Source organism: Sinomonas atrocyanea (assembly GCF_001577305.1).
GTDB lineage: Bacteria > Actinomycetota > Actinomycetes > Actinomycetales > Micrococcaceae > Sinomonas > Sinomonas atrocyanea.
Genome location: NZ_CP014518.1, coordinates 2,771,401 through 2,793,794, shown reverse-complemented (window position 1 = coordinate 2,793,794; position 22,394 = coordinate 2,771,401). Strand labels below are relative to the sequence as shown.

Here is a 22,394-nt window from a genome sequence, read left to right as displayed (position 1 = left end):
TATAGTCGAGCAGCCGGCGCCCCCTGCCTCCGAGCCTCGCCCGAGCGCCGGGCTCAGGACGCGTGCGTCCCGACGGGTTTGAGAGCAATGATCCGCTTCGACAATGTCACGAAGGTCTACGACCGGAAGGCCCGCCCGGCACTCGACTCGGTGAGCCTCGAGATCGAGCGCGGCGAGTTCGCCTTCCTCGTCGGTGCCTCGGGGTCCGGCAAGTCCACGTTCCTCAGGCTCGTCATGCGCGAGGAGCGGGCGACGAGCGGCGCGGTGCTGGTCGCCGGGCAGAACGTGGCCTCGCTTCCGAGCTGGCGCGTGCCGCGGCTGAGGCGCGGGATCGGCGTCGTGTTCCAGGACTTCCGGCTCCTCCCGCAGAAGACGGTGTTCGCCAACGTCGCCTTCGCGATGCAGGTGATCGGGCGCAGCCGGGCGATCATCCGCGACGCCGTGCCCGAAGTGCTCAAGACCGTGGGCCTGGAGGGCAAGGGCCACCGCATGCCGCACGAGCTCTCCGGCGGCGAGCAGCAGCGCGTGGCGATCGCCCGCGCCGTCGTGAACCGCCCGGGGATCCTCCTCGCGGACGAGCCGACCGGCAACCTCGACCCGGCCACGAGCCAGGGGATCATGTCCGTCCTCGACCGGATCAACCAGAACGGCACCACCGTGGTGATGGCCACCCACGACACCGACATCGTCAACTCGATGCGCAAGCGCGTGATCGAGCTCGTGGACGGCAGGGTGATCCGCGACGAGGCCAAGGCCCTGTACACCTCGATGATCCCCGCGGTGGCCCCGACCGGGGGAGAGCGCGCATGAGGGCCGCCTTCATCCTCGGCGAGATCGCAGGCGGTCTGCGCCGGAACCTGACCATGGTGGTCTCGGTCATCCTCGTGACCTTCGTCTCGCTGACGTTCGTCGGCGCCGCCGGCATGCTGCAGCTGCAGATCAACCAGATGAAGGGCTACTGGTACGACCGTGTCCAGGTGGCCATCTTCCTGTGCAACGGCACCTCGAAGGCCCCCGGCTGCGTCTCCGGCGCCGTGACGGACGACCAGCGCAAGGCGCTCGAGGCCCTGCTGTCCTCGCCGGCGGTCGCCCAGTACGTCTCCGACTACCACTTCGAGTCCCAGAACGAGGCCTACCAGCACTACCGGGAGCAGTTCGCGAACTCCCCGATCGTGGACTCCGTGACCCCGGACCAGCTCCCGGCCTCCTTCAGGGTCAACCTCAAGGACCCGCAGAAGTACCAGATCATCTCCGAGACCTTCTCCTCGCGCCCGGGCGTCCGGCTCGTCAGCGACCAGCGCGAGGTCCTCGAACGGCTCTTCTCGGTCATGAACGCCGCCTCGCTCGTCGCCATCGTCATCGCAGGGGTGATGATCGTCTGCGCGATCCTCCTCATCGCCACGACCATCAGGCTCTCGGCCTTCAGCAGACGCCGCGAGACCGGGATCATGCGGCTCGTCGGGGCGTCCAAGCTCATGATCCAGCTCCCGTTCGTGCTGGAGGGGACCATCGCGGCCGTGATCGGCGCCGTCCTCGCCTCCGGCACGCTCTGGGCGGTGGCCAAGTTCTTCCTCGGCGACGTCCTGACGTCCCAGTACCCCGGGACGGCGTTCATCTCGCCGTCCCAGACCCTCATGCTCGCACCCCTGCTCGTCGGAACGGGCGTGGTCCTCGCGGGCGTCTCATCGATGCTGACCCTGCGTCGGTATCTCAAGGTCTAGTCGGACAGGAGCGCAGAAGGATGCAGGCGGTCACCACACGACGCGCCCCGTGGCCGGGGGGAAGCCGTAGGGCGTTCCGTCGGGGCACCGGGCTCATGGCCGCGGCGATGCTCGTGGTCACCCTCACACTGGCCGGCTCGGGGGCGCGGGCGGACAACCTCGACGACCAGAAGGCCCAGCTGGACCAGCGCGCGCAGGAGGTCAAGGAATCGCTCGAGTTCCTCGACGGCCGGATCCAGCAGACCGCGGCGGACCTCGCGACCTACCAGGCCCGGCTCCCCGGAGCCCAGCAGGCACTCCTCGACGCGCAGGACCGCGTCACAGCGGCGACCAACGAGGTGGACGCCCTCGCGGTGCGCGTCGACGCCGCGCAGCAGAGCAAGGCCAAGATCACCGAGCAGCTCGCGAGCGACCGCGGCAAGATGGACAGCACCAAGAAGCTCATCGGCGAGATCGCGAGTGAGTCCTACATGTCCGGCGGCGTGCCCTCGAACGTCGGGCTGATGCTCGGCTCGGGCAACCAGACTTCGCTGACGGGCTCGCTCGACCTCACGGACACCGTCATGGAGTCCCAGAACACGGCCCTGGACCAGCTCGCGCAGCAGAACGCCGCGAACGTGAACTCCCAGGCCCGGCTCGCGGCCGTCGAGGCCCAGATCAAGGACCTCAAGGGCAAGGCGGACGAGGCCCTCAAGAAGGAGCAGGCCGCCCGCGACGACGCCGCGTCGAAGAAGGCGGCCGTGGACAAGCTCGTCGACGACACCAGCCGCCTGAGCAAGGAGCTCGAGGCGCAGAAGCCCGCCATCCAGCAGCAGATCGCCGACGTCAAGGCCCAGCAGGACCAGGTCGCGGCCCAGATCCAGGACCGCGACCGCCGGCTGCGCGAGGCCTGGGAGGCCGAGCAGCGGCGCATCGCCGCCCAGCGGGCCGAAGAGGCCCGCCAGGCCGCCATCCGCGCCGGCCAGGCGCAGGCCGCCGCCGAGGCCGCGGCCCAGGCGGCGGCCAACCAGGCCGCGGAGCAGACGCGCCAGGCGCAGGCGGCCCCGGTGACCCCGTCCGCGTTCGGGCTGATCCACCCCTTCGACGGCAACATCCCCATCACGTCGGGCTTCGGCTGGCGTGCCACGCCCCCGGGCACCATCGACTTCTACGGGACCGGCGGCTACATGCACACCGGCATCGACTTCGGCGCCGCGTGCGGCACCCCGGTCCATGCCGCCGCGGCCGGGACCGTCACCGTGGGCGGGTGGACCACCGGCGGAGGCGGGTGGACCGTCATGATCTCCCACGGCGTGGTCAACGGGAACTCCCTCACGACCGTCTACTACCACAACACGAATGTCGTCGTGTCGCCTGGCCAGCACGTGAGCCAGGGGCAGGTCATCGCCTATTCGGGCAGCACCGGCAACTCGACCGGATGCCACGCCCACTTCGAGACCTGGCTCAACGGCCAGCCCGTCGATCCCATGGGGCTGCTGTAGACTGGTAGGTCCCGTGCCGCGCCCCCGCGCCGGCGCGAATGTCCGTCCTGATCCTCGCCGATCACCGAGTCCCCAAGGAGCGCCGCCGTGCCCAGAGAAAGTGGCCGGAAGGTCGTGGCCACCAACCGCAAGGCCCGGCATGACTACGAGGTCCTGGACACCTGGGAGGCCGGGCTCGTCCTCATGGGCACCGAGGTGAAGTCCCTCCGCGAGGGCCACATCTCCCTCGGCGAGGGCTTCTGCCACTTTGACCGCGGCGAGCTGTGGCTCGAAGCGGTCAACATCCCCGAATACAGCCAGGGGTCCTGGACCAACCACCCCTCCAAGCGGAAGCGCAAGCTCCTGCTGCACCGGGAGGAACTGGCCAAGATCGAGCACAAGGTCAATGAATCGGGCCTGACCGTGGTGCCCCTGCAGGTGTACTTCAGCGACGGCCGCGCCAAGGTCGAGATCGCGCTGGCACGAGGCAAGAAGGACTATGACAAGCGCCACGCCCTCCGCGAGGCGCAGGACAAGCGCGAGGCCCTGCGCGCCATGCGGGCCCGCAATCGCCGCTGAGGGGGACCTCCGCTGAAGGAAGGGCGCTGGGGACAGGCCATGCCGCACAGGAACTGGAAGACCTGGGCCGCGGTCGCGGCGGGCATCGTCGCCGTGCTCGCGGTTGCCGGTGCCCTCGTCCTCCCGCGCCTCCTCGCCGGCCCCACGGCCGGGCTGGCGCCGACCCCCTCCGAGGGGACCGCCGGTCCGCCCTCCGCCTCGCCCTCCGGGACCAGCAGCCAGCCGACGCCGACCGCGACCCGGACTGCCGTCGGCGCGCCACCGGCGTCGTCCGCGCCCGGCCCGAGCACGGCGCCGAGTCCCGCCGGGAGCCGCGCGGCCCAGATCCTGGCGTCAATGAGCCTCGAGCAGCGGGTGGGGCAGATCATCATGGTCAGCTCCCCGGCCGCCGGCCCGGACGCCGCGGCCCTCGACGCGATGCGCCGGCTCCATATCGGCAACGTCTTCCTCAAGGGCCGTTCGACCGCCGGGGTCGGTGCCATCTCCGCCGTGGTGCGGGGCATCAGGGCCGAGGCCACCGACGCCGCGACCAGGCGCGTGGGGCAGTTCGTCGCCACCGACCAGGAGGGCGGCCAGGTGCAGGTGCTGCGCGGCCCCGGATTCTCCGACATGCCCTCGGCCCTCGCGCAGGGGAGCATGGCGCCCGCGGACCTGCGGGCCGCGGCCGCCGGATGGGGCCGCGAGCTGGCTGCCGCAGGGGTGGACGTGAACTTCGCCCCGGTCATGGACACCGTGCCGTCGGCGGCCTTCGCGCCGCAGAACACGCCCATCGGCCACTTCCAGCGCGAGTTCGGCTACACGCCGGCGGCGGTCTCCGCCCACGGCATCGCCTTCGCGCAGGGGATGGCCGACGCCGGCCTCATCGCCGTGCCCAAGCACTTCCCGGGCCTCGGGCGCGTCACGGCGAACACCGACACGGCCTCCGGGGTCACGGACTCCACAACCGGGCGGCACGATCCCTTCGTCGCGCCCTTCGCGGACGCGGTCCGGGCCGGGGTGCCGTGGGTGATGCTCTCCAACGCCTCCTATCCCGAGATCGATCCGCGCCACGATGCGGTCTTCTCGCCGACGGTGATCGGGGGAATGCTGCGCGGCGACCTCGGCTTCCGCGGCATCGTCGTCTCGGACGACCTCTGCGACGCCGTCCAGCTCTCCGCCACCGCCCCTGAGGACCGGGGCGCGGACTTCCTCGCCGCGGGCGGCACGATGGCGCTCTGCACCGACCAGCAGCTGGCCCCGCGGGTCTGGGCCGGGATGGTGGCCCGCGCCAAGGCGGACCGCGGGTTCGCGTCCGCGGTGGACGCCGCCGCACTGGCCGTGCTCGAGGCCAAGGACCGGGCCGGCCTGCTTCCCCGGTGACGACGGTGACCTCCGTGCGGGCCGTGGGAATATCCGCGGCGGCCCACGCGCTATACTGGCTGTTCCGGCGGTTCGCCGACGGGGTCCCGGTCCAGGCCGGGGCGGTTTGACAACCACATACGGGGATGATCGGTTTCGACGGTGTAGGTCGAGACAGGGGAAGCGGGCCGAGGATGCAGAGTCATCTCGTCAACGCTCTCTGTAAACCAATAAGTGCCAACTCTAAGCGCACTGACTTCGCCCTCGCTGCCTAAGTAGCGAGCAAGTCCGTCAGCCCGGGATTGCTATCGTCCCGGATCCTGGCGTCGATTAGATAGCCACTGCTGGCAGCTCTCGTCGTCGGAGCTGCTGGGACTTCAAGGCGACTGGGCCCGGGTCAGCCACTGGTGTGCATGATGGCTGGGGCCGAGAAATCCCGACGCACACTGCGCCCGGAGAATACCTGGCAAAACCGCACCGGACGGGGGTTCAATTCCCCCCATCTCCACCCCGCACGGCAGCGGCCCATCCACCACGGATGGGCCGCTGCCGTGGTTTAATGCCCGCGGCGCCGGCGGTGCCAGGGTTTCGTGGCCCAGACCTCGTCCCGGCCGGCGATCGCGGGCAGGATGGCCCTGTGAACGTCCCGGATGCGGCCGGCCTGCGCCGCGTGCTGCTCGCGGCCGTGACCTCGAGCTGCCTCGTGATCATCGACTCCTCGGGGGTGAGCCTCGCCCTGCCGGCGATCCAGCGCGAGCTGGGCGGCGGACTCCTGCTCCAGCAGTGGGTCGTGGACGGCTATTTGCTCACCCTCGGCTCGCTGCTCCTCGCCGCCGGGGCGGTCGCGGACCGGTTCGGCACCGAGCGCGTGCTGGCGGTGGGCACCGCGGCGTTCACCCTGACGTCCCTGGCCTGCGGCCTCGCGCCGGCGGGCTGGTTCCTCGTGGGCGCGAGGGTGCTCCAGGGGGCGGCGGGCGCCCTCATCACCCCGAGTGCCCTCGCGCTCATCACGGCGTCCGCACAGGGCCCGGTCCGGCTCCGGCTCATCGCCCGCTGGACGGCGTGGACGGCGGCGGCCTCCGTGGCGGCGCCGTTCCTCGGCGGCGCCCTCGTGACGCTCGGCAGCTGGCGGCTCGTGTTCCTCGTCAATCTCGTCCCCGCCGCCGTCCTGGCGCGCCCGCTGGCCGTGCTGCGGCGCGACGCGTCCCCGCGGCCGCCCCAGCCCGGGCCGTTCGATCTGGCGAGCGCCGTGATGGGAGTGGTGGGCCTGGGAGGAATCGTCCTGGGGCTGATCTGGCAGACCACGCTGGGATGGGCGAGCGCCTTGGTCCTCGGCCCGCTCGCGGTCGGGGCGGCGGCCGTCGGCGCCTACGTCGCGCGGCAGCGCCGTACCGCCTCGCCCCAGCTCCCGCTGGCCCTGTTCCGCAACCGCACCTTCGCCGCCGGGAACGTGGCCACCGTCTGGGCCTACGGCGCCCTCGGGCTCGGTGCGTTCCTCGTGGGCCTCTACCTCCAGCAGCGGATGGGCCTGACGGCGTTCGCGGCCGGCGTCGGCATGCTGCCCGCCACGGTGCCGATGCTCCTGCTCTCGGGCACGGTGGCCCGGCTGACCGGGCGCACTGGTCCGCGGCTGCCGATGGCCGCCGGTCCGGCCACCGCTGCCGCGGGCTTCGTGTGGCTCGCCCTCGCCGCGCCGCCGCTGGCGTACTGGCGGGACGTCTTCGGGCCCATGGTGCTCCTGGGGCTCGGCCTCGCGGTCATGGTCGCCCCGCTCACCTCGACCGTCCTCGGGGCCGTGCCCGCCGGGTCGGAGGGCGTGGGCTCCGCGGTGAACAACGCCGCCGCGCGCATCGCGTCCCTCGTGGCGATCGCCGCTTCGGGGGCGATCGTCGGAGGGGTGCTCGACGACGTGGGCTTCCGCCGCGGGGCTGCGGCGACGGCGCTCCTGCTCGCCGCCGCCGCGGCGACCTCTGCGGTGGGCATCCCCGCGGCTAGGATCAGGGCACGGGGGGACCGAACACGTTCTGGGAGGGACAGCCATGACCTCTGATGCCACGCGCCGCCGGGACAGCCGCCGGCCCGCCGCACCGGGCCCCGAGGCGCCAGGCGGCCCGTGGGGGATGCTGCACGCGGCGCTCGCGTTCCTCCTCGAGGTCGCCGCCCTCGGTGCGTTCTGGTACATCGGCAGCAGGCTGGCCCCCGCGGCAGGCGGTGCCGTCGCGGGCTTGGTCCTGGCCGGCGCCTTCGCGGTCGCGTGGGGCCTGTTCATGGCGCCGAAGGCGCGGCGGAGGATCTCCTGGCCCCGGCGCCCGCTCGTGGGCCTGGCCGCGTTCGCGGCGGCGGGGCTGGCCGCCGCGGCCTGCGGGCAGCCGCTGGGCCTCGTCCTGGCGGTGCTGGCGCTGGCCGATACGGTGCTCGCGTTCTGGCTCCAGCGGAAGTACTAGGAGCCGGGCTCGAGGGCACAGCCCGCGTGGGGCGGCCCGTTCCGGACCCACACCGCTCCGGCCACCTCGTCGGCAACGTCGAAGTCGCGCGAGCCGTCGCCCTCGTCGATGCGGACCACGAGCGGGCCGCCGAACGGCTTGCGCCGCACCACCGTCACGTCCGTGTCGAGGGAGATCCTCTCCTGGGCGAGGTAGCGGAGCAGATCCGGGTTCTCGTCGCTGATCCGGGCGATCCGTCCCGTGTGGCCGGGATCGAGCTCGCTGAGGCGGTGGGCGTCGATGCGGGGCACGGTCCCCTCCGCCGTCGGGATCGGGTCCCCGTGGGGATCGCGGGCAGGGTTGCCGAGCTTGGCGGCCAGGCGCTCGACGAAGAGGTCGGAGACCGCGTGCTCGAGCAGCTCGGCCTCGACGTGGACCTCGTCCCAGCTGTAGCCCAGCTCGCTGACCAGGAAGGTCTCGAGGAGGCGGTGCCGCCGGACCATGGTGAGCGCCACGCGCCGGCCCTCCTGGGTGAGCCGCACCGCGCCGTACGGGCGGTGGTCCACGAGGCCGAGGTCCTTGAGCTTGCGCACCATCTCGGACACCGACGAGTTCGCCACGCCGAGCCGTGCCGCGAGCTGCGAGGACGTGATGGGGGCGTCCTGCCACTCGGTGAAGGCATAGATCGTCTTCACGTAGTCCTCGGTGGAGGAGGAGAGCTGGCTCTTCACGCCATCCACCCTACCGTCCGAGCAGGGGGCCGGCCGTGAGCCAGAGCAGGGCGACGTTGAGCACGATGACCAGCGCCGCGCTGAGCCAGGCGGCGACCACCAGCGGCGGCCGCAGCGTGTGCTCGCCGACCACGGCGGCCTGGGTGCTGAGCCGGATGAGCGGGACGAGGGCGAACGGGATCCCGAAGCTCAGGACCGCCTGGCTCACGACGAGGGCCCACGTGGGGTCCACGCCGAGGGCGAGGACCAGCACCGACGGGACCAGCGTGATCGCCCGGCGGAGGACGAGGGGAATGCGGCGTTCGAGCAGGCCCTGCATGATCGTCGCACCGGCGTAGGAGCCCACGGCGGTGGAGGCGAGGCCGCTGGCGAGCAGCCCCACGGCGAAGACGATGCCAACGGCGGGGCCGAGCGCCCTCTCGATCGCCGCGTGCGCCCCCTCGATCGAGTCCGTTCCCTCGGTGCCGCCGAGAGTGGAGGCTGCGAGGAGGAGCATGCCGATGTTGACGACGCCCGCGACCCCGAGGGCGATGACCACGTCCACGCGCGTCCCCCGCAGGAGCCGCCGGATGGCCGGGGCGCCCGGGTGGCCGTCGGCGTCGCCGCGGTGGCGGTCGCGGGACAGCGCCGAATGGACGTAGATCGCGTGGGGCATGACGGTGGCCCCCAGCATGGAGGCGGCGAGCAGGACCGAGTCGGGGCCGTCGAACCGGGGAAGGAGCCCGCCGGCCATGGCGGCCGGGGAGGGCGCGCTGACGGCGAGGCCGGCGAGGAAGCCGAGCGCGATGACGGCGAGGAGGGCAACGATCGCCAGCTCGAACCGCTGCTGGGTGCGGAAATCCTGGATCGCGAGGATCCCCATCGAGACGACCCCGACGATGACGGCGCCCACGGGGAGCGGGACCCGGAACAGGAGCTGCAGCGCGAGCGCGCCGCCCACCACCTCGGCGAGGTCTGTGGCGAGCGCGACGATCTCGGCCTGCGCCCAGTAGAGCCGGCGGGGTCCGGGCCTCAGGCGGGCTCCCAGCAGCTCGGGGAGCGTGCGCCCCGTGACCACGCCGAGCTTCGCCGAGAGGTACTGGATGAGCATCGCCATGAGGTTGGCGAGGACGAGCACCCACATGAGCAGGTAGCCGTATCGGGCGCCTGCGGTCAGGTTCGCCGCCACATTGCCGGGGTCCACATAGGCCACGGAGGCCACGAACGCCGGTCCGAGGGCCCCGAGGAGCAGGGGCCAGCGGGAGCGGCCCGCGGCCGTGCGCTGCGCCTTCAGCACCCTGTCCACCCTCGACCGGCCTCCTCGCCAGCGCCTGCCTGGCACTTAGACGCGCCAAACATAAGTTTTCGGTACACCTAAACACTACGGGCTGCGCTTGCGTGCGGCAAGGTGCTGCGCACCGGCGTCAGCGCGGTGCCTCCGTGGCGCGCCACGCCTGGGTGATGTAGGGCAGGGCGAGGGGCTCGCCAGCGGAGTGGCCGAGGTGCTCGAAGAGGTACCAGGCGAGGTTGTCCTCGACCCTGCGCCGGTTCTTCTCGGAGGCCCGCAGGTAGTAGCTGCGGGACTTCGTCAGCTCCACGATGCCCTCGGGGGTGGTCGGGTCCTCCCAGGCGATCACGAGCGGCTCCCAGCCGTGCAGCTCCGGGCCCGACGGCGGGTGGTAGTCCGGCTTGTGGACGTCGCCGGCGTGCATGATGCGCGAGAGCCGGTGGACCCAGGGGATGCGCGTGTCGAGCTGGTTCCACACGAGCCCGGCGCGGCCGCCCGGACGGAGGAGGCGGGCCGCCTCGCGGGTCGCGGCCGCCGGGTCGAACCAGTGCCAGGCCTGGGCGGCGACCACCACGTCCGTGGAGGCGTCCGGCAGCCCGGTCCGCTCGGCGGGGGCAGCGACGCACGTGACCGAGGGGAGCCTGGCGGCGAGCTGGGCCAGCATGTCCGCGGACGGGTCCACGGCGGTCACGGCGAGGCCGCGGGCCACGAGCAGCTCGGTGAACTTGCCGGTGCCGGCCCCGAGATCGACCGCGGTGCGCGCGCCGTCCGGGACGATCCAGTCGGCCGCCTCCCTCGGGTAGCCGGGGCGGACCCGTTCGTAGTGCTCGCCGCCGGCGGAGAACGCCCCGGCGAGCTCGCGCCGCCGCGCGTCGTCGAACTTCGGCCCGCCCCGTCCCATCAGTTCCTTTCGAGGATTCCGGCTCCCCACTCTACGTCGGGCGCGGCCCCTAGGGCGTGCGGACGACGCCGCTCACTCGCCGAGGCTGCACGGCGCCGCCCCCGCGGTGCCCGGGGTGTTGGGCGCCCAGGCGGGGAACGGCCGGGTGTCCCGGGCAGGGACCCATCGCCCGGCGTCGACGGCGTAGTCGATGCCCAGCCCGGCCTCGACGAGCTGCCCGACCGCTGCCACGAGCCGCTCGACGTCCTCGAGCCGGGAGCCGACGCCGAAGCTGGCCCGCAGGGAGCCCGCCGGCAGCCCGAGCCGGGTCAGGGCAGGATGGGCGCAGAATCGCCCGTCCCGCACGCCGATGCCGTGCTCTGCGGAGAGGTAGGCGGCCGCGAGGCCCGCGTCGTAGCCGGCAATCGAGAAGTTCACCACGCCGATCGCCGACGGCGCGTCGGCGAAGAGGCGGTGGACGCCGACGCCGTCGATCGCCTCCAGGCCGTCCACGAGCGCGGCGCGCAGCTGCTCCTCGTGGCGGGTCCACGCGACGGGGTCCAGGGCGCCGAGGACCTCGGCGGCGCGGGCGAGCGTCGCCGCGCCGAGGACGTTGGGGGAGCCGGCCTCGTGCCGGGCCGGCCCGGTGGCCCAGGCCACGGACTCGAGGCGGACCTCGCTGACGGCGCCGCCGCCGGCGAGGTGCGGCCGGCCGGCGTCGAGCCAGTCCGGCCGGCCCACGAGCACGCCGCTGCCGAAGGGGGCGTAGAGCTTGTGGCCCGAGAAGGCGAGGTAGTCGATGCCCGTGACGGCTCCGGGGTCCCCCGCCATGTCGATCCGGCGGTGCGGGGCCAGCTGGGCGGCGTCGACGAGGATCCTGGCCCCGTGGGCGTGGGCGAGGGCGGCGAGCTCGGCGAGGGGGAGGACTTCCCCGGTGACGTTGGAGGCCCCGGTCACGGCGAGGAGGCCCACCCCGCCGTGGGCGAGCTCTGCGCCGAGGCGCTCGAGCGTCTCGGCGACCGTGTCCGCGGCGACGACGCTGCGGTGCGGGCGGCCCTGCCAGGGCAGGAGGTTCGCGTGGTGCTCGATGTCCAGGTAGAGGACGTCGAGGCCGGGCGGGACGCAGCCGGCGAGCAGGTTGAGGGAGTCGGTGGTGTTGCGCGTGAACACGACCGCGTCGTCCGGCCTCGCCCCGGCGAAGGCGCGCACGGTTCCGCGCGCGTTCTCGTAGACGCTCGTGCTGATCTGCGAGGCGTAGCCGGCGCCGCGGTGCACGCTCGCGTAGAAGGGCAGCACCTCGGTGAGGTGGTCGGCGACCTCGGCCAGCGCCGGGGCGGAGGCCGCGTAGTCGAGATTGGCGTACCGGACGCTCCCGCCGGTCACGAGCGGCGCGGCGAGGTCGGCGCCGACGACGGCGGCGAGTGGCTCGAGCGCGTCGGGGTACCGCGCGCTCAGCTCGGCAGCGTCGGCGGTGGGGGACAGGACAGTGCTCATCGGCGTTCCTCACAGGCGAGGGACCCTCGGGTCCGCGCTTGCCGCATCCGTTCCGGACCGGCCCGGTCGTCACCCGGGGCACCCCGCCGCGTCTGGGAGGGTTGCCGGCCAGCAAACCGGGGTTTCGCGCTGGCACTCGTGACCTTGGCAAAGACCCTAGGGCACGCGGGAGGGCCGCGCACGCCGGGCGGCGCGCAGCGGGTCAGTGTGACGAACGGTGACGGGGCGCGGGCCGGCTGCCGGGGCCCGCGTCAGTCCGGCAGGAGGTCGTCGCGGCCGGGGTTCAGCTTGCCGAGCACCTCGGAGTGCAGGATCCCGTTGGTCGCGAGCGCATTGCCGCCCCACGGGCCGTCCTGCCCGTCCAGGGAGGTGAAGCGGCCCCCCGCCTCGGTGACGATGGGCACGAGGGCGGCCATGTCGTAGAGGGCGAGCTCGGGCTCTGTGGCGATGTCCACGGCGCCCTCGGCGACGAGGCAGTAGGACCAGAAGTCCCCGTAGGCGCGGGTCCGCCAGACCTCGTCGGTGAGGCCGAGGAAGTCCTCGAGGCTCCCGCGCTCCTTCCAGCCCGAGAGCGAGGAATAGGACAGCGATGCGTCCTGCAGCTTCGAGACGTCGGAGACCTTCAGCCGCGTGGCGGAGGCGAGGGAGCGCCCCGTGTAGGCGCCGGTGCCCTTGGCCGCCCACCACCGCCGGCCGAGGGCCGGGGCGCTCACCACGCCGACCACGATCTCGTCGCCGTCGGCCAGGGCGATCAGGGACGCCCACACGGGCACGCCGCGGACGAAGTTCTTGGTGCCGTCGATCGGGTCGATGATCCAGCGGCGGGACCCGTGGCCCGTGGTCCCGAACTCCTCGCCCACCACCGCGTCGCGGGGCCGGGAGCGGGAGAGCTGCCCGCGGATCGCCTCCTCGGCGGCGCGGTCGGCGTCGGTGACCGGGGTCAGGTCCGGCTTGGTCTCCACCTTCAGGTCGAGGGCCTTGAACCGCTCCATCGTCTGGGCGTCGACCGAGTCCGCCAGGACGTGGGCGAGGCGGAGGTCGTCGTTGTACGAGGTCTCGGTCACTGAGGTCATGGACCCCACGCTATCCCCTGGGGCGCGCGCCGGCCGCGAGGCACAGCCGAGACGGGAGCACAGCCTAGACGCCGAGTTCCTTCTCGTCCTGCGCTTCCTCCCGCGGGCCGGCCCCGAGGAGGCGGCGCAGCGACGCGAGGCGGGCCGGGCCGGCGTCGCCCGCGTGCCCGCCGGCGACCCACGCGTCGAGGCCGCAGCCCACTGCCGCGGCGTCATGCCGGCAGCCGCGTTCGCATGCCTCGATGCCCGGCTCGAGGTCCGCGAAGGCGTGCAGGATCCGGTCGGGGTCCACGTGGGCGAGCCCGAACGAGCGGATCCCGGGAGTGTCGATGATCCAGCTGCCCGACGGGGCGTCGGCGAGGCGCAGCGCGAGCGCCGAGGAGGAGGTGTGCCGGCCGCGCCCGGTCACCGCGTTGACCCCGCCGGTGGCGCGGTCGGCGCCGGTGAGCGCGTTGACCATGGTGGACTTGCCCACGCCCGAGTGGCCGAGCAGTACCGTCACGTGGCCCTCGAGCTGGGCGCGGAGCCGCTCCACGGCCTCGTCGTCGAGCCGGGCCGAGGCGCCGTCTTCGGTTTGGGCGCCCTCTGCGGGCTCCTCGGCGGTGCGGCTCACGACGACGGTGAGGGGCAGGAGCCGGTAGTTGGCCAGGAGCGCGGCCGGATCCTTCAGGTCCGCCTTCGTCACGAGCAGCAGTGGCTCAATCCCGGCATCGTAGGCCGCGACGAGGGCCCGGTCGATGAAGCCGGTGCGGGGCTCGGGGTTGGCAGCGGCGACCACGATCACGAGCTGGTCCGCGTTCGCGACGACGACCCGCTCGTCCGGGTCCGTGTCGTCGGCGCTGCGCCGCAGGACGGTCGAGCGCTCCTCGATGCGGACGAGCCGTGCGAGGGTGTCGGGCCGGCCGCTGACGTCGCCCACCAGGCCCACGAAGTCGCCGGGCACCACGGGCGTGCGGCGCAGCTCCCGGGCCCGTGCGGCGATCACCACCCGCTCCTGGGGCGTGTCCTCGTCGAGGACCGCCGTGTAGCGCCCGCGGTCCACCGTGACGATGCGGCCCACGACGGCGTCCTCGTGGCTCGGCCGGTCCTTGGTGCGCGGACGGCTGCCACGCTTGTTCGGGCGGACGCGGACGTCGCTCTCGTCCCACTCGCGCTGCCCCATGCTAGGAGCCGGCTCCCGCCTGCGCGTGCTGGCCCAGCATGCGCGCCCACATCTGGGGGAACTCCGGCATGGTCTTGGACGTCGTGGCGATGTCCTCGACCTCGACCCCGGGGACGGCGAGCCCCAGGATGGCGCCGGCGGTGGCCATGCGGTGGTCGGCGTAGGAGCGGACCACGCCGCCGTGCAGCGGGGCGGGCCGGATCACGAGGCCGTCGTCGGTCTCCTCGGCGTCCCCTCCGAGCCGGGTGATCTCGGCGACGAGCGCCGCGAGCCGGTCCGTCTCGTGCCCGCGGAGGTGCGCGATGCCGGTGAGCCGCGAGGGCGAGTCGGCGAGCGCGCACAGCGCCGCGACCGTCGGGGCGAGCTCGCTCGTGTCGGCCAGGTCCGCTCCGGTGATGCGCTCCCCGCCGCGGACGGTGAGGGTGCCGGCGTCGAGGGTCACCTCGGCTCCGAGGCGGGGGAGGATCTCGCGCCAGGCGTCGCCGACCTGGGTGGTGTGCTCGGGCCAGTTGGGGACGCGGACGGTGCCCCGGGTGGCGAGGGCCGCGGCGAGGAACGGGCCCGCGTTGGAGAGGTCCTGCTCGATCCGGACATCGAAGGCCCGGATGGGGCCGGGCGAGACGACCCAGTGGTGGGGGACCGTGTCGTCGACCTCCACCCCGACGCCGCGCAGGACCTCGACGGTCATCGAGATGTGGTCGAGGCTCGGCACCGGGCCGCCGACGTGCTCGAGGTGGAGCCCGTCGGTGAAGCGGGCGCCCGCGAGCAGGAGCGCGGAGACGAACTGGCTCGAGCCGCTGGCGTCGACGGCGACGTGGCCGCCCCGCACCGCGCCGGTGCCCTGCACCGTGAACGGCAGCGAGCGGGGCGTGCCGCCGTCGGGGGACGTGAGGTCGACGCCCAGCCCGCGGAGGCCCTCGATCACGGGGCCCATGGGACGCACCCGCGCGTGCGGGTCGCCGTCGAACGCGATCACGCCGCGGGCGAGCGCGGCGAGCGGCGGCACGAAGCGCATCACGGTGCCGGCCAGTCCGCAGTCCACGGCCACGCTGCCGAGATCGGCGGCGTCGGCGCCGCGGGGGGCCGGGACGATCTCGAGGTCGGGACCGTACTCGCCGTCGCCGGGGACCTCGGTCACCGTGGCACCGAGGACCCGCAGGGCCTGGACCATCAGGGCGGAGTCGCGCGAGTGGAGGGGTGCCCGCAGGCGGGAGGGGCCATCGGCGAGCGCCGCCAGCACGAGGTAGCGGTTGGTCAGCGACTTCGAGCCGGGCACGGTGACGGTGGCGTCGACCGGCCGGTCAGCGAAGGGCGCCGGCCAGTGGTTCACGAGAGGACGTCCGAGGCGGCGCTGGCCGCTTCCTTCGCCGCGGAGCGCACGGTGCGCTGCGCCCGCCGGGCGGTGTGCTCGGCACGGCGCGCGGCGCGGTGGACCGCCTTGCTCGTGTGCTTCTCGGCGGCCGCGAACTGGCGCCGGCCCGCCTTGGTGGCGTCGGCCGCGAGATGCTGCGTGCGCCAGGCCAGGGAGGGCCGCCCGTTGGTGTCGACGCTCGCGAGCAGCACGCCGCCCAGGAGCGAGAGGTTCTTCAGCAGCCCGCTCCGGCGCGCCTCGCGGCCCGCCGGGGTGCTGATGTCGGCGCTGCGCCACTCGACGAAGGTGTTCAGTGCGCTCGTGATCGCGAGCACGGAGGCGGACAGCCGCGGCGCCTTGCCCAGCGCGAAGAGGATGCCGGCGCCGAGCTGGCTGGCGCCGACGGCCCGGGCGAGGACCTTCTCGTCCACCTGGATCGGGAGGGCATCGGCCGCCTGGCGCAGCACGGGCGAGAGCTGCTCGGCCGTGTCATCCGCGTTCTTCAGCTTTCCCGCGCCGGCGACGATGAATGACGAGCCGAGAAGCGGTCGGGCGAGGAATCGGACTGCGGACATCGGGCCTCCTGAGGCTGGGTTCGGGCGTGTTCCGACGCGACCCAGTCTGGCATCTTTGGGGAATATTTTCCTTCTCCCGCCGCGTTCTCCCTCGTGTCCGGCGGGCAGAGCGCCTCGCAGCGGCCCCGCGGGCCTGCGTCAGCGGTACCCCGGGCACGGTGAACGCGGCGCCAGCAGGCGCCGCCGGATGGAAGGAGCCGAGTGCTGGTCCTCGAACGCCCTGATGTACGCACAGCAGTCCGTGCGGCACCGACAGTAGACTGGGCGGCAATGAGCGCCGCCGAGTCCCACGAGCCAGAGCCCCCGTCCACGGTCAGGGTGGCGAGTCGGGCGCACGCGCCGACGTCGCAGCCGAGACCGACGACCAGCGCCGCGAGCGCTTCGAACGCGACGCGATGCAGTACGTCGACCAGCTCTACTCGGCCGCGATGCGCATGGCGCGCAACCCCGCCGATGCGGAGGACCTCGTGCAGGAGGCCTACGCGAAGGCGTTCGCCGCCTTCCACCAGTACAAGCCGGGCACCAACCTGAAGGCCTGGCTGTACAGGATCCTCACGAACACGTACATCAACCTGTACCGGAAGCGGCAGCGCGAGCCCCAGCAGGCGCAGACGGACAGCGTCGAGGACTGGCAGCTCGCGCGCGCCGAGTCCCACACCTCGACGGGGCTCCGCTCGGCCGAGGCCGAGGCCCTCGATCACCTGCCGGACTCCGACGTCAAGGAGGCCCTGCAGTCCATCCCGGAGGAGTTCCGCCTTGCGGTCTACTTCGCGGACGTGGAGGGCTTCGCGTACAAGGAGATCTCGGACATCATGAACACCCCCATCGGCACGGTCATGAGCCGCCTGCACCGCGGCCGCAAGATGCTCCGGGACCGTCTCGCGGACTACGCCGCCGAGCGCGGGTTCGCCGGTGCCCGGGCCGTGGCGGCATCCCAGGAGAAGGAACAATGAGCGATTGCCAGGGCCTGGGCGACTGTGACGACAGCCGCCTCCACCGGCTGTACGAGTACCTCGACGGAGCGCTCCCGGCGCACGAGGTCGCCGAGATCCGCGACCATCTCGAGTCCTGCCCCGAGTGCCTCGAGGAGCATGACCTCGAGTGCATGATCCGGTCGGCCATGAAGCGCAGCTGCCACGAGCAGGCGCCGGCCGCCCTCAAGGACTCGATCCTGAACAAGATCCACTCCTCGCGGGCGGAGGCCTGACCCCGGACGCCGCGCCGGGCGAGGACTCCTGAGCCCCCGATCAGCTGCAGACGGAGGATGCCCCGGACCAATGGTCCGGGGCATCCTCCGTATCCGCGTCGCGGACCGCAGCTGCGCTCAGGTGTTGGGGCGCTTGCCGTGGTTCGCGCCTCCGCGCTTGCGGTCACGGCGCTTGCGTGCACGCTTGCTCATGGGCTGGCCTCCTTCTTTCGACAACAGGGGTTGGCGCCGTCGCCGGCACCGGTGGCCCAGAAGGCCGTCGTCCAGTCTAGCGGATGGAGGTCCCCGGTGCCGCGCGGAGCGGGGGCCGCGTCGTCACGGGCGTCCCACCGGGCGTCCTACTGGGGCTGCGGCAGCCGCAGCCAGGGGAACCAGCCGCGGTGGAGCACGAGCCAGGCGATGAGGCCGTAGCCGGCCTGCCCGGGCGCGCCGGCGTTGCCGGCCAGGTCGGTGCGCCACTGCTCATGGTTCAGCAGCGGCGAGAAGGTGTCGACGTAGTAGTAGTTGCGCCGCGTCGTGACGTCGGCGAAGGCCGTGTTCAGCTCTGCGAGGCGGCGGTTCTGGGCGGGGTCCAGGGTGGGAGGCGGGCCCACCACGAAGACTTCGGCGCTGTTCTGCTGGGCCGTGTCGAGGATGTTCGCGACGTTGAGGCGGCTGCGGGCGGGAGAGACGCCGAAGGCGATGTCCCGTCCCGAGAGCCCGATCACGAGGCGGTTCTCGTAGCCGGCGGCGAACCGCCTCATGGTCTCGCCCTCCCAGCGGGCCGCGAGGCCCTCGGTGCCCTCCTCGGGCGCGGCGAGCACGTACGACTCGAGGACCACCTCCTCGCGGGGCGTCCGCGCGAGCACCCGGCCGAACCAGCCCAGCGCCCGCGGGTCTCCGTTGCCGGCCAGGAGCTCGTCCCCGACCGCGGCGATCCGAAGCTTCCTCTCGTGGGCCATCCACACTCCCATCTCACGTCGGGGACCGACCGGCCCCTGTCCTCGGCTTCCGAGTCTAGCCGCCGCCGAGGAGCCACCTCCGCTGTGCCGAGGGGTCGGCTCCGCCGTGTTGGACTCTGTTCTCCTGGTGAGGTGACCCCAAGGCGCGCTGGCACCGACGACGGCGGCGGCCGGCTCCCGCTGGGGGAGCCGGCCGCCGCCGTCGTCGCCTTCGCTCAGGGCTCAGCTCAGCGCGCGAACACCTCGCGGACGAGGACGTCGCCCTCGGCCGAGTGGCGCTTCATCGAGCCCGCGCTCGTCGCGGCCGAGGCGGCACGCGAGACGAGCCGCAGCTCGCGCCGGAGCGACGGGATGAGGCGCACGGCCATGTACATCCACGGGCCCTGGTTGGCCGGCTCGTCCTGAGCCCAGATCAGCTCGGCGTTCGGGTACTTCTCGAGCTCCGCCTTGATCTCCTCCTCGGGCAGCGGGTAGAGCTGCTCGACCCGGATGATCGCCGTCCGCGTGTCCTTCGCCTTGGTGCGGGCGGCCAGCAGGTCGTAGTACAGGCGTCCGGAGACGAGGACCACGCGGTCCACGGCGCTCGCGTCCAGCTGCTCGTGCTCGCCGAGGACGGGACGGAACGTGCCCGAGGTGAAGTCCTCGACGGTCGAGGCCGCGGCCTTCAGGCGAAGCAGCTGCTTCGGCGTGAAGACGATGAGCGGCTTGCGCGGGCGGCTGTACGCCTGGCGGCGCAGCAGGTGGAAGTGCGACGCCGGCGTGCTGGGCTGGGCGACGATCATGTTCTGCTCGGCGCACAGCTGCAGGAAGCGCTCGATGCGCGCAGAGGAGTGGTCCGGGCCCTGGCCCTCGTAGCCGTGGGGCAGGAGCATGACGAGCGAGCTGCGCTGGCCCCACTTCTGCTCGGCCGAGGAGATGAACTCGTCGATGATCGTCTGGGCGCCGTTGACGAAGTCGCCGAACTGGGCCTCCCAGGCCACGAGCGTGTCCGGGCGCTCCACCGAGTACCCGTACTCGAAGCCGAGGGCCGCGTACTCCGACAGGGAGGAGTCGTAGATCGCGAGCTTGGCCTGGTCCTCGGACAGGTGAGCCAGGGGAGTCCACTCGTCGCCGTTGCTGCGGTCGTGGAACACCGCGTGGCGCTGCACGAACGTGCCGCGGCGGGAGTCCTGCCCGGCGAGCCGGACGGGGACGCCCTCGGCGATGAGCGAGCCGAACGCCGCGATCTCGCCGAAGCCCCAGTCGATGCCGCCCTCGCGGGACATCTGCTCGCGCCGCTCGAGGAGCTGCTTGAGCTTGGGGTGGACGGCGAAGTCTTCGGGAATCGCGACGTGGGCCTGGCCGATCCGCGCCAGCGTCTCCGCGCTGATCGCGGTCGAGCGCTGCGAGGCGCCCGCGGCGTCGTCCTCCTGCTGGGCGAGGGGACGCTCGAGGTCCGAGACGGCCTTCGCGTCGCCCGTGACGATCGGGATCGGCGAGGTCTGGGCCGCGTGGGTCTCGGCGAAGACGCGCTCGAGGCGCTCCTGGTAGTCGCGCAGGAGCTGCTCCGCCTCTTCCTGCGTGATGTCCCCACGGCCGATCAGGCTCTCGGTGTAGAGCTTGCGGACCGAGCGCTTCGCCTCGATGAGGTTGTACATCATCGGCTGGGTCATCGAGGGGTCGTCGCCCTCGTTGTGGCCGCGGCGGCGGTAGCACACGAGGTCGATGACGACGTCCTTGTGGAACCGCTGCCGGAACCGGTAGGCCATCTGCGCCACGCGGACCACGGCCTCGGGGTCGTCGCCGTTGACGTGGAACACCGGCGCCTGGACCATCTTCGCCACGTCGGTGGAGTACACCGACGAGCGGGAGGCCGAGGGCGAGGTCGTGAAGCCGACCTGGTTGTTGACCACGATGTGGATCGTGCCGCCCGTGCGGTAGCCGCGCAGCTGGGAGAGGTTCAGCGTCTCCGCCACGACGCCCTGGCCGGCGAACGCGGCGTCGCCGTGGACCAGGATCGGCAGCACCGGGAACGCCTCGCCCCGGTCGAGGCGGTCCTGCTTGGCGCGGACGATGCCCTCGAGGACGGGGTCGACAGCCTCGAGGTGCGAGGGGTTGGCGGCGAGGTAGACCTTGGTCTGCTTGCCGTTCTCCGCGGTGAACGTCCCCTCGGTGCCGAGGTGGTACTTCACGTCGCCGGAGCCCTGGACGCTCTTGGGGTCCTGGGTGCCCTCGAACTCGCGGAACACCTGGGCGTAGGTCTTGCCGGCGATGTTCGTCAGGACGTTGAGGCGGCCGCGGTGGGCCATGCCGATCGCGACCTCGTCGAGGCCGTCCTCCGCCGCCTCGGACAGCGTCGCGTCGAGCAGCGGGATGAGGGACTCGCCGCCCTCGAGGGAGAAGCGCTTCTGGCCGACGAACTTGGTCTGCAGGAACGTCTCGAAGGCCTCGGCCGCGTTGAGCCGGGACACGATGCGCAGCTGCTCCTCGCGGCTGGGCTTCTTGTACGGGTGCTCGAGCTCGTCCTGGAACCACTTGCGCTCGGCGGGCTCCTGCAGGTGCATGTACTCGATGCCCGTGGTGCGGCAGTACGCGTCGCGGAGCACGCCGAGGATGTCGCGGAACTTCATCTTCGGCTTGCCGCCGAAACCGCCGGTGGGCCACTCGCGGTCGAGGTCCCACAGCGTCAGGCCGTAGGTCAGCACGTCGAGGTCCGGGTGCCGGCGCTGGACGTACTCGAGCGGGTTGGTGTCCGCCATGAGGTGCCCGCGCACGCGGAAGGCGTGGATGAGCTGCTGGATGCGCGCCACCTTGTTGATGGCGTCCTCGGGGTTGACCTGGAGGTCGGGGCTCCAGCGCACCGGCTCGTAGGGGATGCGCAGCGACTCGAAGATCTCGTCGTAGAAGCCCTGCTCGCCCAGCAGGAGCTGGTGCACGATCCGGAGGAACTCGCCCGAGCCGGCGCCCTGGATGACGCGGTGGTCGTAGGTGGAGGTCAGCGTGATGATCTTGCCGACGGCCTGGAGCGCGAGGATCTTCTCCGAGGCGCCCTGGAACTCGGCCGGGTACTCGAGCGCGCCGACGCCGATGATCGCCGCCTGGCCCTTGGAGAGGCGCGGAACCGAGTGGACCGTGCCGATGCCGCCCGGGTTGGTCAGCGAGACGGTCGTGCCGGCGTAGTCGTCGGCCGTGAGCTTGCCGTCGCGGGCCCGCTTGATGAGGTCCTCGTAGGTGTGCCAGAAGTCCGAGAAGTTGAGGGTCTCGGCCTTCTTGATGTTCGGCACCACGAGCAGGCGGCTGCCGTCCGGCTTGGGCAGGTCGATCGCGATCCCGAAGTTCACGTGCGCGTGCTGGATCGCGACCGGCTTGCCGTCCACCACGTCGTAGGAGACGTTCATCGACGGCATGAGCTTGAGCGCGCGGATCACGGCGTAGCCGATGAGGTGCGTGAAGGAGACCTTGCCGCCGCGCACCCGCGTGAGGTGGTTGTTGATGACGACGCGCTGGTCCATCAGGAGCTTCGCGGGCACCGCGCGCACGGTCGTCGCCGTGGGGACCTCGAGGCTCTGGACCATGTTCGTCGCGATGGCCTTGGCGGGGCCGCGCAGCGTCGAGACGACGTCCTCCTCGATCGTCTCGTCCTTGGCCGTCTTGGGCAGCTGGGCGGGGATCAGGCCGGTCGTGGAGGGACGGGCACCGTCGCGCACGACGGCGGCGGCGCCCTTCTTCGGGGCCGCCTCCGGCTGCTTCGGGGCCGGTGCAGCACCCTGCTTCGGCGCCGCCGGCGCGGGCTGGGCTGCCGGGGCCGGAGACGGGGCCGCCGGGGCTGCGGGCTGGGCCGCCGGGGGCTGGGCAGGCGCCGCGGGAGCCTTGACGGCCGGAATCTGCCGGGTCAGCGTGTCAACGGCCGGCCCCTTCGCCGTGCCGTTGGACGTGTGGCCGCTGTCCGAGTCGAAGGACTCGAACAGCGGCCACCACTTGGCGTCCACGGAGTTCTTGTTCTGCTGGTACTGCTCGTAGAGCTCGTCCACAAGCCACTCGTTGCCGCCGAATTCCTCGGGCAGGCGGTGGGTTGGCAGTTCTGGCACTGGAGATACGCCTCTTCCATCGATACTTAGGCCCGCGTGTCAGCGGCTCCGCGCCTCGGCCCCGTACCGCACGCCCGCGTGCTCCACCGGGCGCTATTCGGGGGCTGGCCGTATCCGCCGACCGC

At 72.5% G+C, this 22,394-nt stretch carries 20 protein-coding genes, 1 other RNA gene and 1 riboswitch; of the genes, 10 read left to right on the top strand and 11 right to left on the bottom strand.

All coding sequences use genetic code 11. The annotated features are described in order from the left end of the window. Positions 1 to 87 precede the first annotated feature (87 nt). From ftsE to SA2016_RS12830, 8 genes are all read left to right on the top strand, one after another. Entirely contained in the window at positions 88 to 810 is a 723-nt protein-coding gene (ftsE, locus tag SA2016_RS12865; protein WP_066498667.1) for a cell division ATP-binding protein FtsE, read from the top strand. Beyond that, positions 807 to 1,721, top strand: coding sequence for a permease-like cell division protein FtsX (gene ftsX, locus SA2016_RS12860; RefSeq protein ID WP_066498666.1), 915 nt, complete (start codon positions 807 to 809; stop codon positions 1,719 to 1,721). The genes ftsE and ftsX overlap by 4 nt, the downstream gene beginning before the upstream one ends. A gap of 20 nt (positions 1,722 to 1,741) precedes the next feature. Further along, positions 1,742 to 3,202 (top strand): M23 family metallopeptidase, encoded by a 1,461-nt coding sequence (locus SA2016_RS12855; RefSeq protein ID WP_066498658.1) that lies wholly within the window; start codon positions 1,742 to 1,744, stop codon positions 3,200 to 3,202. 87 nt (positions 3,203 to 3,289) lie between these two features. Next, on the top strand, positions 3,290 to 3,760 hold the full coding sequence (gene smpB / locus SA2016_RS12850) for an SsrA-binding protein SmpB (RefSeq protein ID WP_066498656.1): 471 nt from the start codon (positions 3,290 to 3,292) through the stop codon (positions 3,758 to 3,760). A gap of 39 nt (positions 3,761 to 3,799) precedes the next feature. Next, positions 3,800 to 5,119 carry a glycoside hydrolase family 3 N-terminal domain-containing protein gene (locus SA2016_RS12845; protein WP_084249502.1) on the top strand — a complete coding sequence of 440 codons (1,320 nt, stop codon included), beginning with the start codon at positions 3,800 to 3,802 and terminating at the stop codon, positions 5,117 to 5,119. Between the two features lie 121 nt (positions 5,120 to 5,240). Then, positions 5,241 to 5,609, top strand: a transfer-messenger RNA (tmRNA) gene (gene ssrA, locus SA2016_RS12840). A gap of 126 nt (positions 5,610 to 5,735) precedes the next feature. Next, positions 5,736 to 7,148, top strand: a complete 1,413-nt coding sequence (locus SA2016_RS12835; RefSeq protein ID WP_066498654.1) for an MFS transporter — start codon at positions 5,736 to 5,738, stop codon at positions 7,146 to 7,148. Beyond that, complete coding sequence (locus tag SA2016_RS12830; RefSeq protein ID WP_084249500.1) at positions 7,138 to 7,542, top strand: YrdB family protein; 405 nt, start codon at positions 7,138 to 7,140, stop codon at positions 7,540 to 7,542. The genes SA2016_RS12835 and SA2016_RS12830 overlap by 11 nt, the downstream gene beginning before the upstream one ends. Here SA2016_RS12830 and SA2016_RS12825 read toward each other — a convergent pair. The 8 genes from SA2016_RS12825 to SA2016_RS12790 form a co-directional block, all read right to left on the bottom strand. Continuing rightward, a complete protein-coding gene (locus SA2016_RS12825) occupies positions 7,539 to 8,252 on the bottom strand; it encodes a metal-dependent transcriptional regulator (protein WP_066498650.1) in 714 nt (237 codons plus the stop codon). The genes SA2016_RS12830 and SA2016_RS12825 overlap by 4 nt on opposite strands. A gap of 10 nt (positions 8,253 to 8,262) precedes the next feature. Further along, entirely contained in the window at positions 8,263 to 9,528 is a 1,266-nt protein-coding gene (locus tag SA2016_RS12820) for an Nramp family divalent metal transporter (protein ID WP_174835354.1), read from the bottom strand. A gap of 127 nt (positions 9,529 to 9,655) precedes the next feature. Continuing rightward, entirely contained in the window at positions 9,656 to 10,420 is a 765-nt protein-coding gene (locus tag SA2016_RS12815; protein WP_066498642.1) for a class I SAM-dependent methyltransferase, read from the bottom strand. Between the two features lie 72 nt (positions 10,421 to 10,492). Beyond that, entirely contained in the window at positions 10,493 to 11,893 is a 1,401-nt protein-coding gene (locus tag SA2016_RS12810; RefSeq protein ID WP_066498641.1) for an aminotransferase class V-fold PLP-dependent enzyme, read from the bottom strand. Positions 11,894 to 11,922: 29 nt separating this feature from the next. Then, positions 11,923 to 12,037, bottom strand: a riboswitch (SAM riboswitch). A 107-nt stretch (positions 12,038 to 12,144) separates the two neighbouring features. Further along, complete coding sequence (gene hisN / locus SA2016_RS12805) at positions 12,145 to 12,966, bottom strand: histidinol-phosphatase (RefSeq protein ID WP_066498640.1); 822 nt, start codon at positions 12,964 to 12,966, stop codon at positions 12,145 to 12,147. Between the two features lie 64 nt (positions 12,967 to 13,030). Beyond that, a complete protein-coding gene (gene rsgA / locus SA2016_RS12800; RefSeq protein ID WP_066498638.1) occupies positions 13,031 to 14,128 on the bottom strand; it encodes a ribosome small subunit-dependent GTPase A in 1,098 nt (365 codons plus the stop codon). Between the two features lies 1 nt (position 14,129). Beyond that, positions 14,130 to 15,458: a 3-phosphoshikimate 1-carboxyvinyltransferase gene (gene aroA / locus SA2016_RS12795; RefSeq protein WP_066498636.1), complete on the bottom strand. Its 1,329-nt coding sequence runs from the start codon at positions 15,456 to 15,458 to the stop codon at positions 14,130 to 14,132. After that, entirely contained in the window at positions 15,455 to 16,054 is a 600-nt protein-coding gene (locus tag SA2016_RS12790) for a DoxX family protein (protein WP_066498635.1), read from the bottom strand. Before SA2016_RS12790 ends, aroA begins: the two co-directional genes overlap by 4 nt. Positions 16,055 to 16,314: 260 nt before the next feature. On the opposite strand from SA2016_RS12790, the gene SA2016_RS12785 reads away from it, so the two are divergent. Both SA2016_RS12785 and rsrA read left to right on the top strand, forming a co-directional pair. Continuing rightward, the gene (locus tag SA2016_RS12785) at positions 16,315 to 17,007 is read left to right on the top strand and encodes a sigma-70 family RNA polymerase sigma factor (protein WP_371326662.1); all 693 of its coding nucleotides are present in this window, start codon (positions 16,315 to 16,317) and stop codon (positions 17,005 to 17,007) included. Further along, positions 17,004 to 17,261 carry a mycothiol system anti-sigma-R factor gene (gene rsrA / locus SA2016_RS12780; RefSeq protein ID WP_066498633.1) on the top strand — a complete coding sequence of 86 codons (258 nt, stop codon included), beginning with the start codon at positions 17,004 to 17,006 and terminating at the stop codon, positions 17,259 to 17,261. The genes SA2016_RS12785 and rsrA overlap by 4 nt, the downstream gene beginning before the upstream one ends. Before the next feature lie 117 nt (positions 17,262 to 17,378). On the opposite strand, the gene SA2016_RS22655 is transcribed toward rsrA, so the two are convergent. The 3 genes from SA2016_RS22655 to SA2016_RS12770 form a co-directional block, all read right to left on the bottom strand. After that, positions 17,379 to 17,453 (bottom strand): 50S ribosomal protein bL37, encoded by a 75-nt coding sequence (locus SA2016_RS22655; protein ID WP_369299106.1) that lies wholly within the window; start codon positions 17,451 to 17,453, stop codon positions 17,379 to 17,381. A 146-nt stretch (positions 17,454 to 17,599) separates the two neighbouring features. Beyond that, positions 17,600 to 18,202: a GDSL-type esterase/lipase family protein gene (locus SA2016_RS12775; protein ID WP_174835353.1), complete on the bottom strand. Its 603-nt coding sequence runs from the start codon at positions 18,200 to 18,202 to the stop codon at positions 17,600 to 17,602. Between the two features lie 227 nt (positions 18,203 to 18,429). After that, entirely contained in the window at positions 18,430 to 22,269 is a 3,840-nt protein-coding gene (locus SA2016_RS12770; RefSeq protein WP_066498630.1) for a multifunctional oxoglutarate decarboxylase/oxoglutarate dehydrogenase thiamine pyrophosphate-binding subunit/dihydrolipoyllysine-residue succinyltransferase subunit, read from the bottom strand. Between the last annotated feature and the right edge of the window lie 125 nt (positions 22,270 to 22,394).

Bases quoted from the DNA above. Each gene is read 5' to 3' on its own strand.
- ftsX (WP_066498666.1), top strand. From the start codon at position 807: ATGAGGGCCGCCTTCATCCTCGGCGAGATCGCAGGCGGTCTGCGCCGG.
- SA2016_RS12815 (WP_066498642.1), bottom strand. From the start codon at position 10,420: ATGGGACGGGGCGGGCCGAAGTTCGACGACGCGCGGCGGCGCGAGCTC.
- SA2016_RS12830 (WP_084249500.1), top strand. From the start codon at position 7,138: ATGACCTCTGATGCCACGCGCCGCCGGGACAGCCGCCGGCCCGCCGCA.
- SA2016_RS12790 (WP_066498635.1), bottom strand. From the start codon at position 16,054: ATGTCCGCAGTCCGATTCCTCGCCCGACCGCTTCTCGGCTCGTCATTC.
- hisN (WP_066498640.1), bottom strand. From the start codon at position 12,966: ATGACCTCAGTGACCGAGACCTCGTACAACGACGACCTCCGCCTCGCC.
- SA2016_RS12845 (WP_084249502.1), top strand. From the start codon at position 3,800: ATGCCGCACAGGAACTGGAAGACCTGGGCCGCGGTCGCGGCGGGCATC.
- ftsE (WP_066498667.1), top strand. From the start codon at position 88: ATGATCCGCTTCGACAATGTCACGAAGGTCTACGACCGGAAGGCCCGC.
- SA2016_RS12810 (WP_066498641.1), bottom strand. From the start codon at position 11,893: ATGAGCACTGTCCTGTCCCCCACCGCCGACGCTGCCGAGCTGAGCGCG.
- rsrA (WP_066498633.1), top strand. From the start codon at position 17,004: ATGAGCGATTGCCAGGGCCTGGGCGACTGTGACGACAGCCGCCTCCAC.
- SA2016_RS12775 (WP_174835353.1), bottom strand. From the start codon at position 18,202: ATGGCCCACGAGAGGAAGCTTCGGATCGCCGCGGTCGGGGACGAGCTC.
- SA2016_RS12855 (WP_066498658.1), top strand. From the start codon at position 1,742: ATGCAGGCGGTCACCACACGACGCGCCCCGTGGCCGGGGGGAAGCCGT.
- rsgA (WP_066498638.1), bottom strand. From the start codon at position 14,128: ATGGGGCAGCGCGAGTGGGACGAGAGCGACGTCCGCGTCCGCCCGAAC.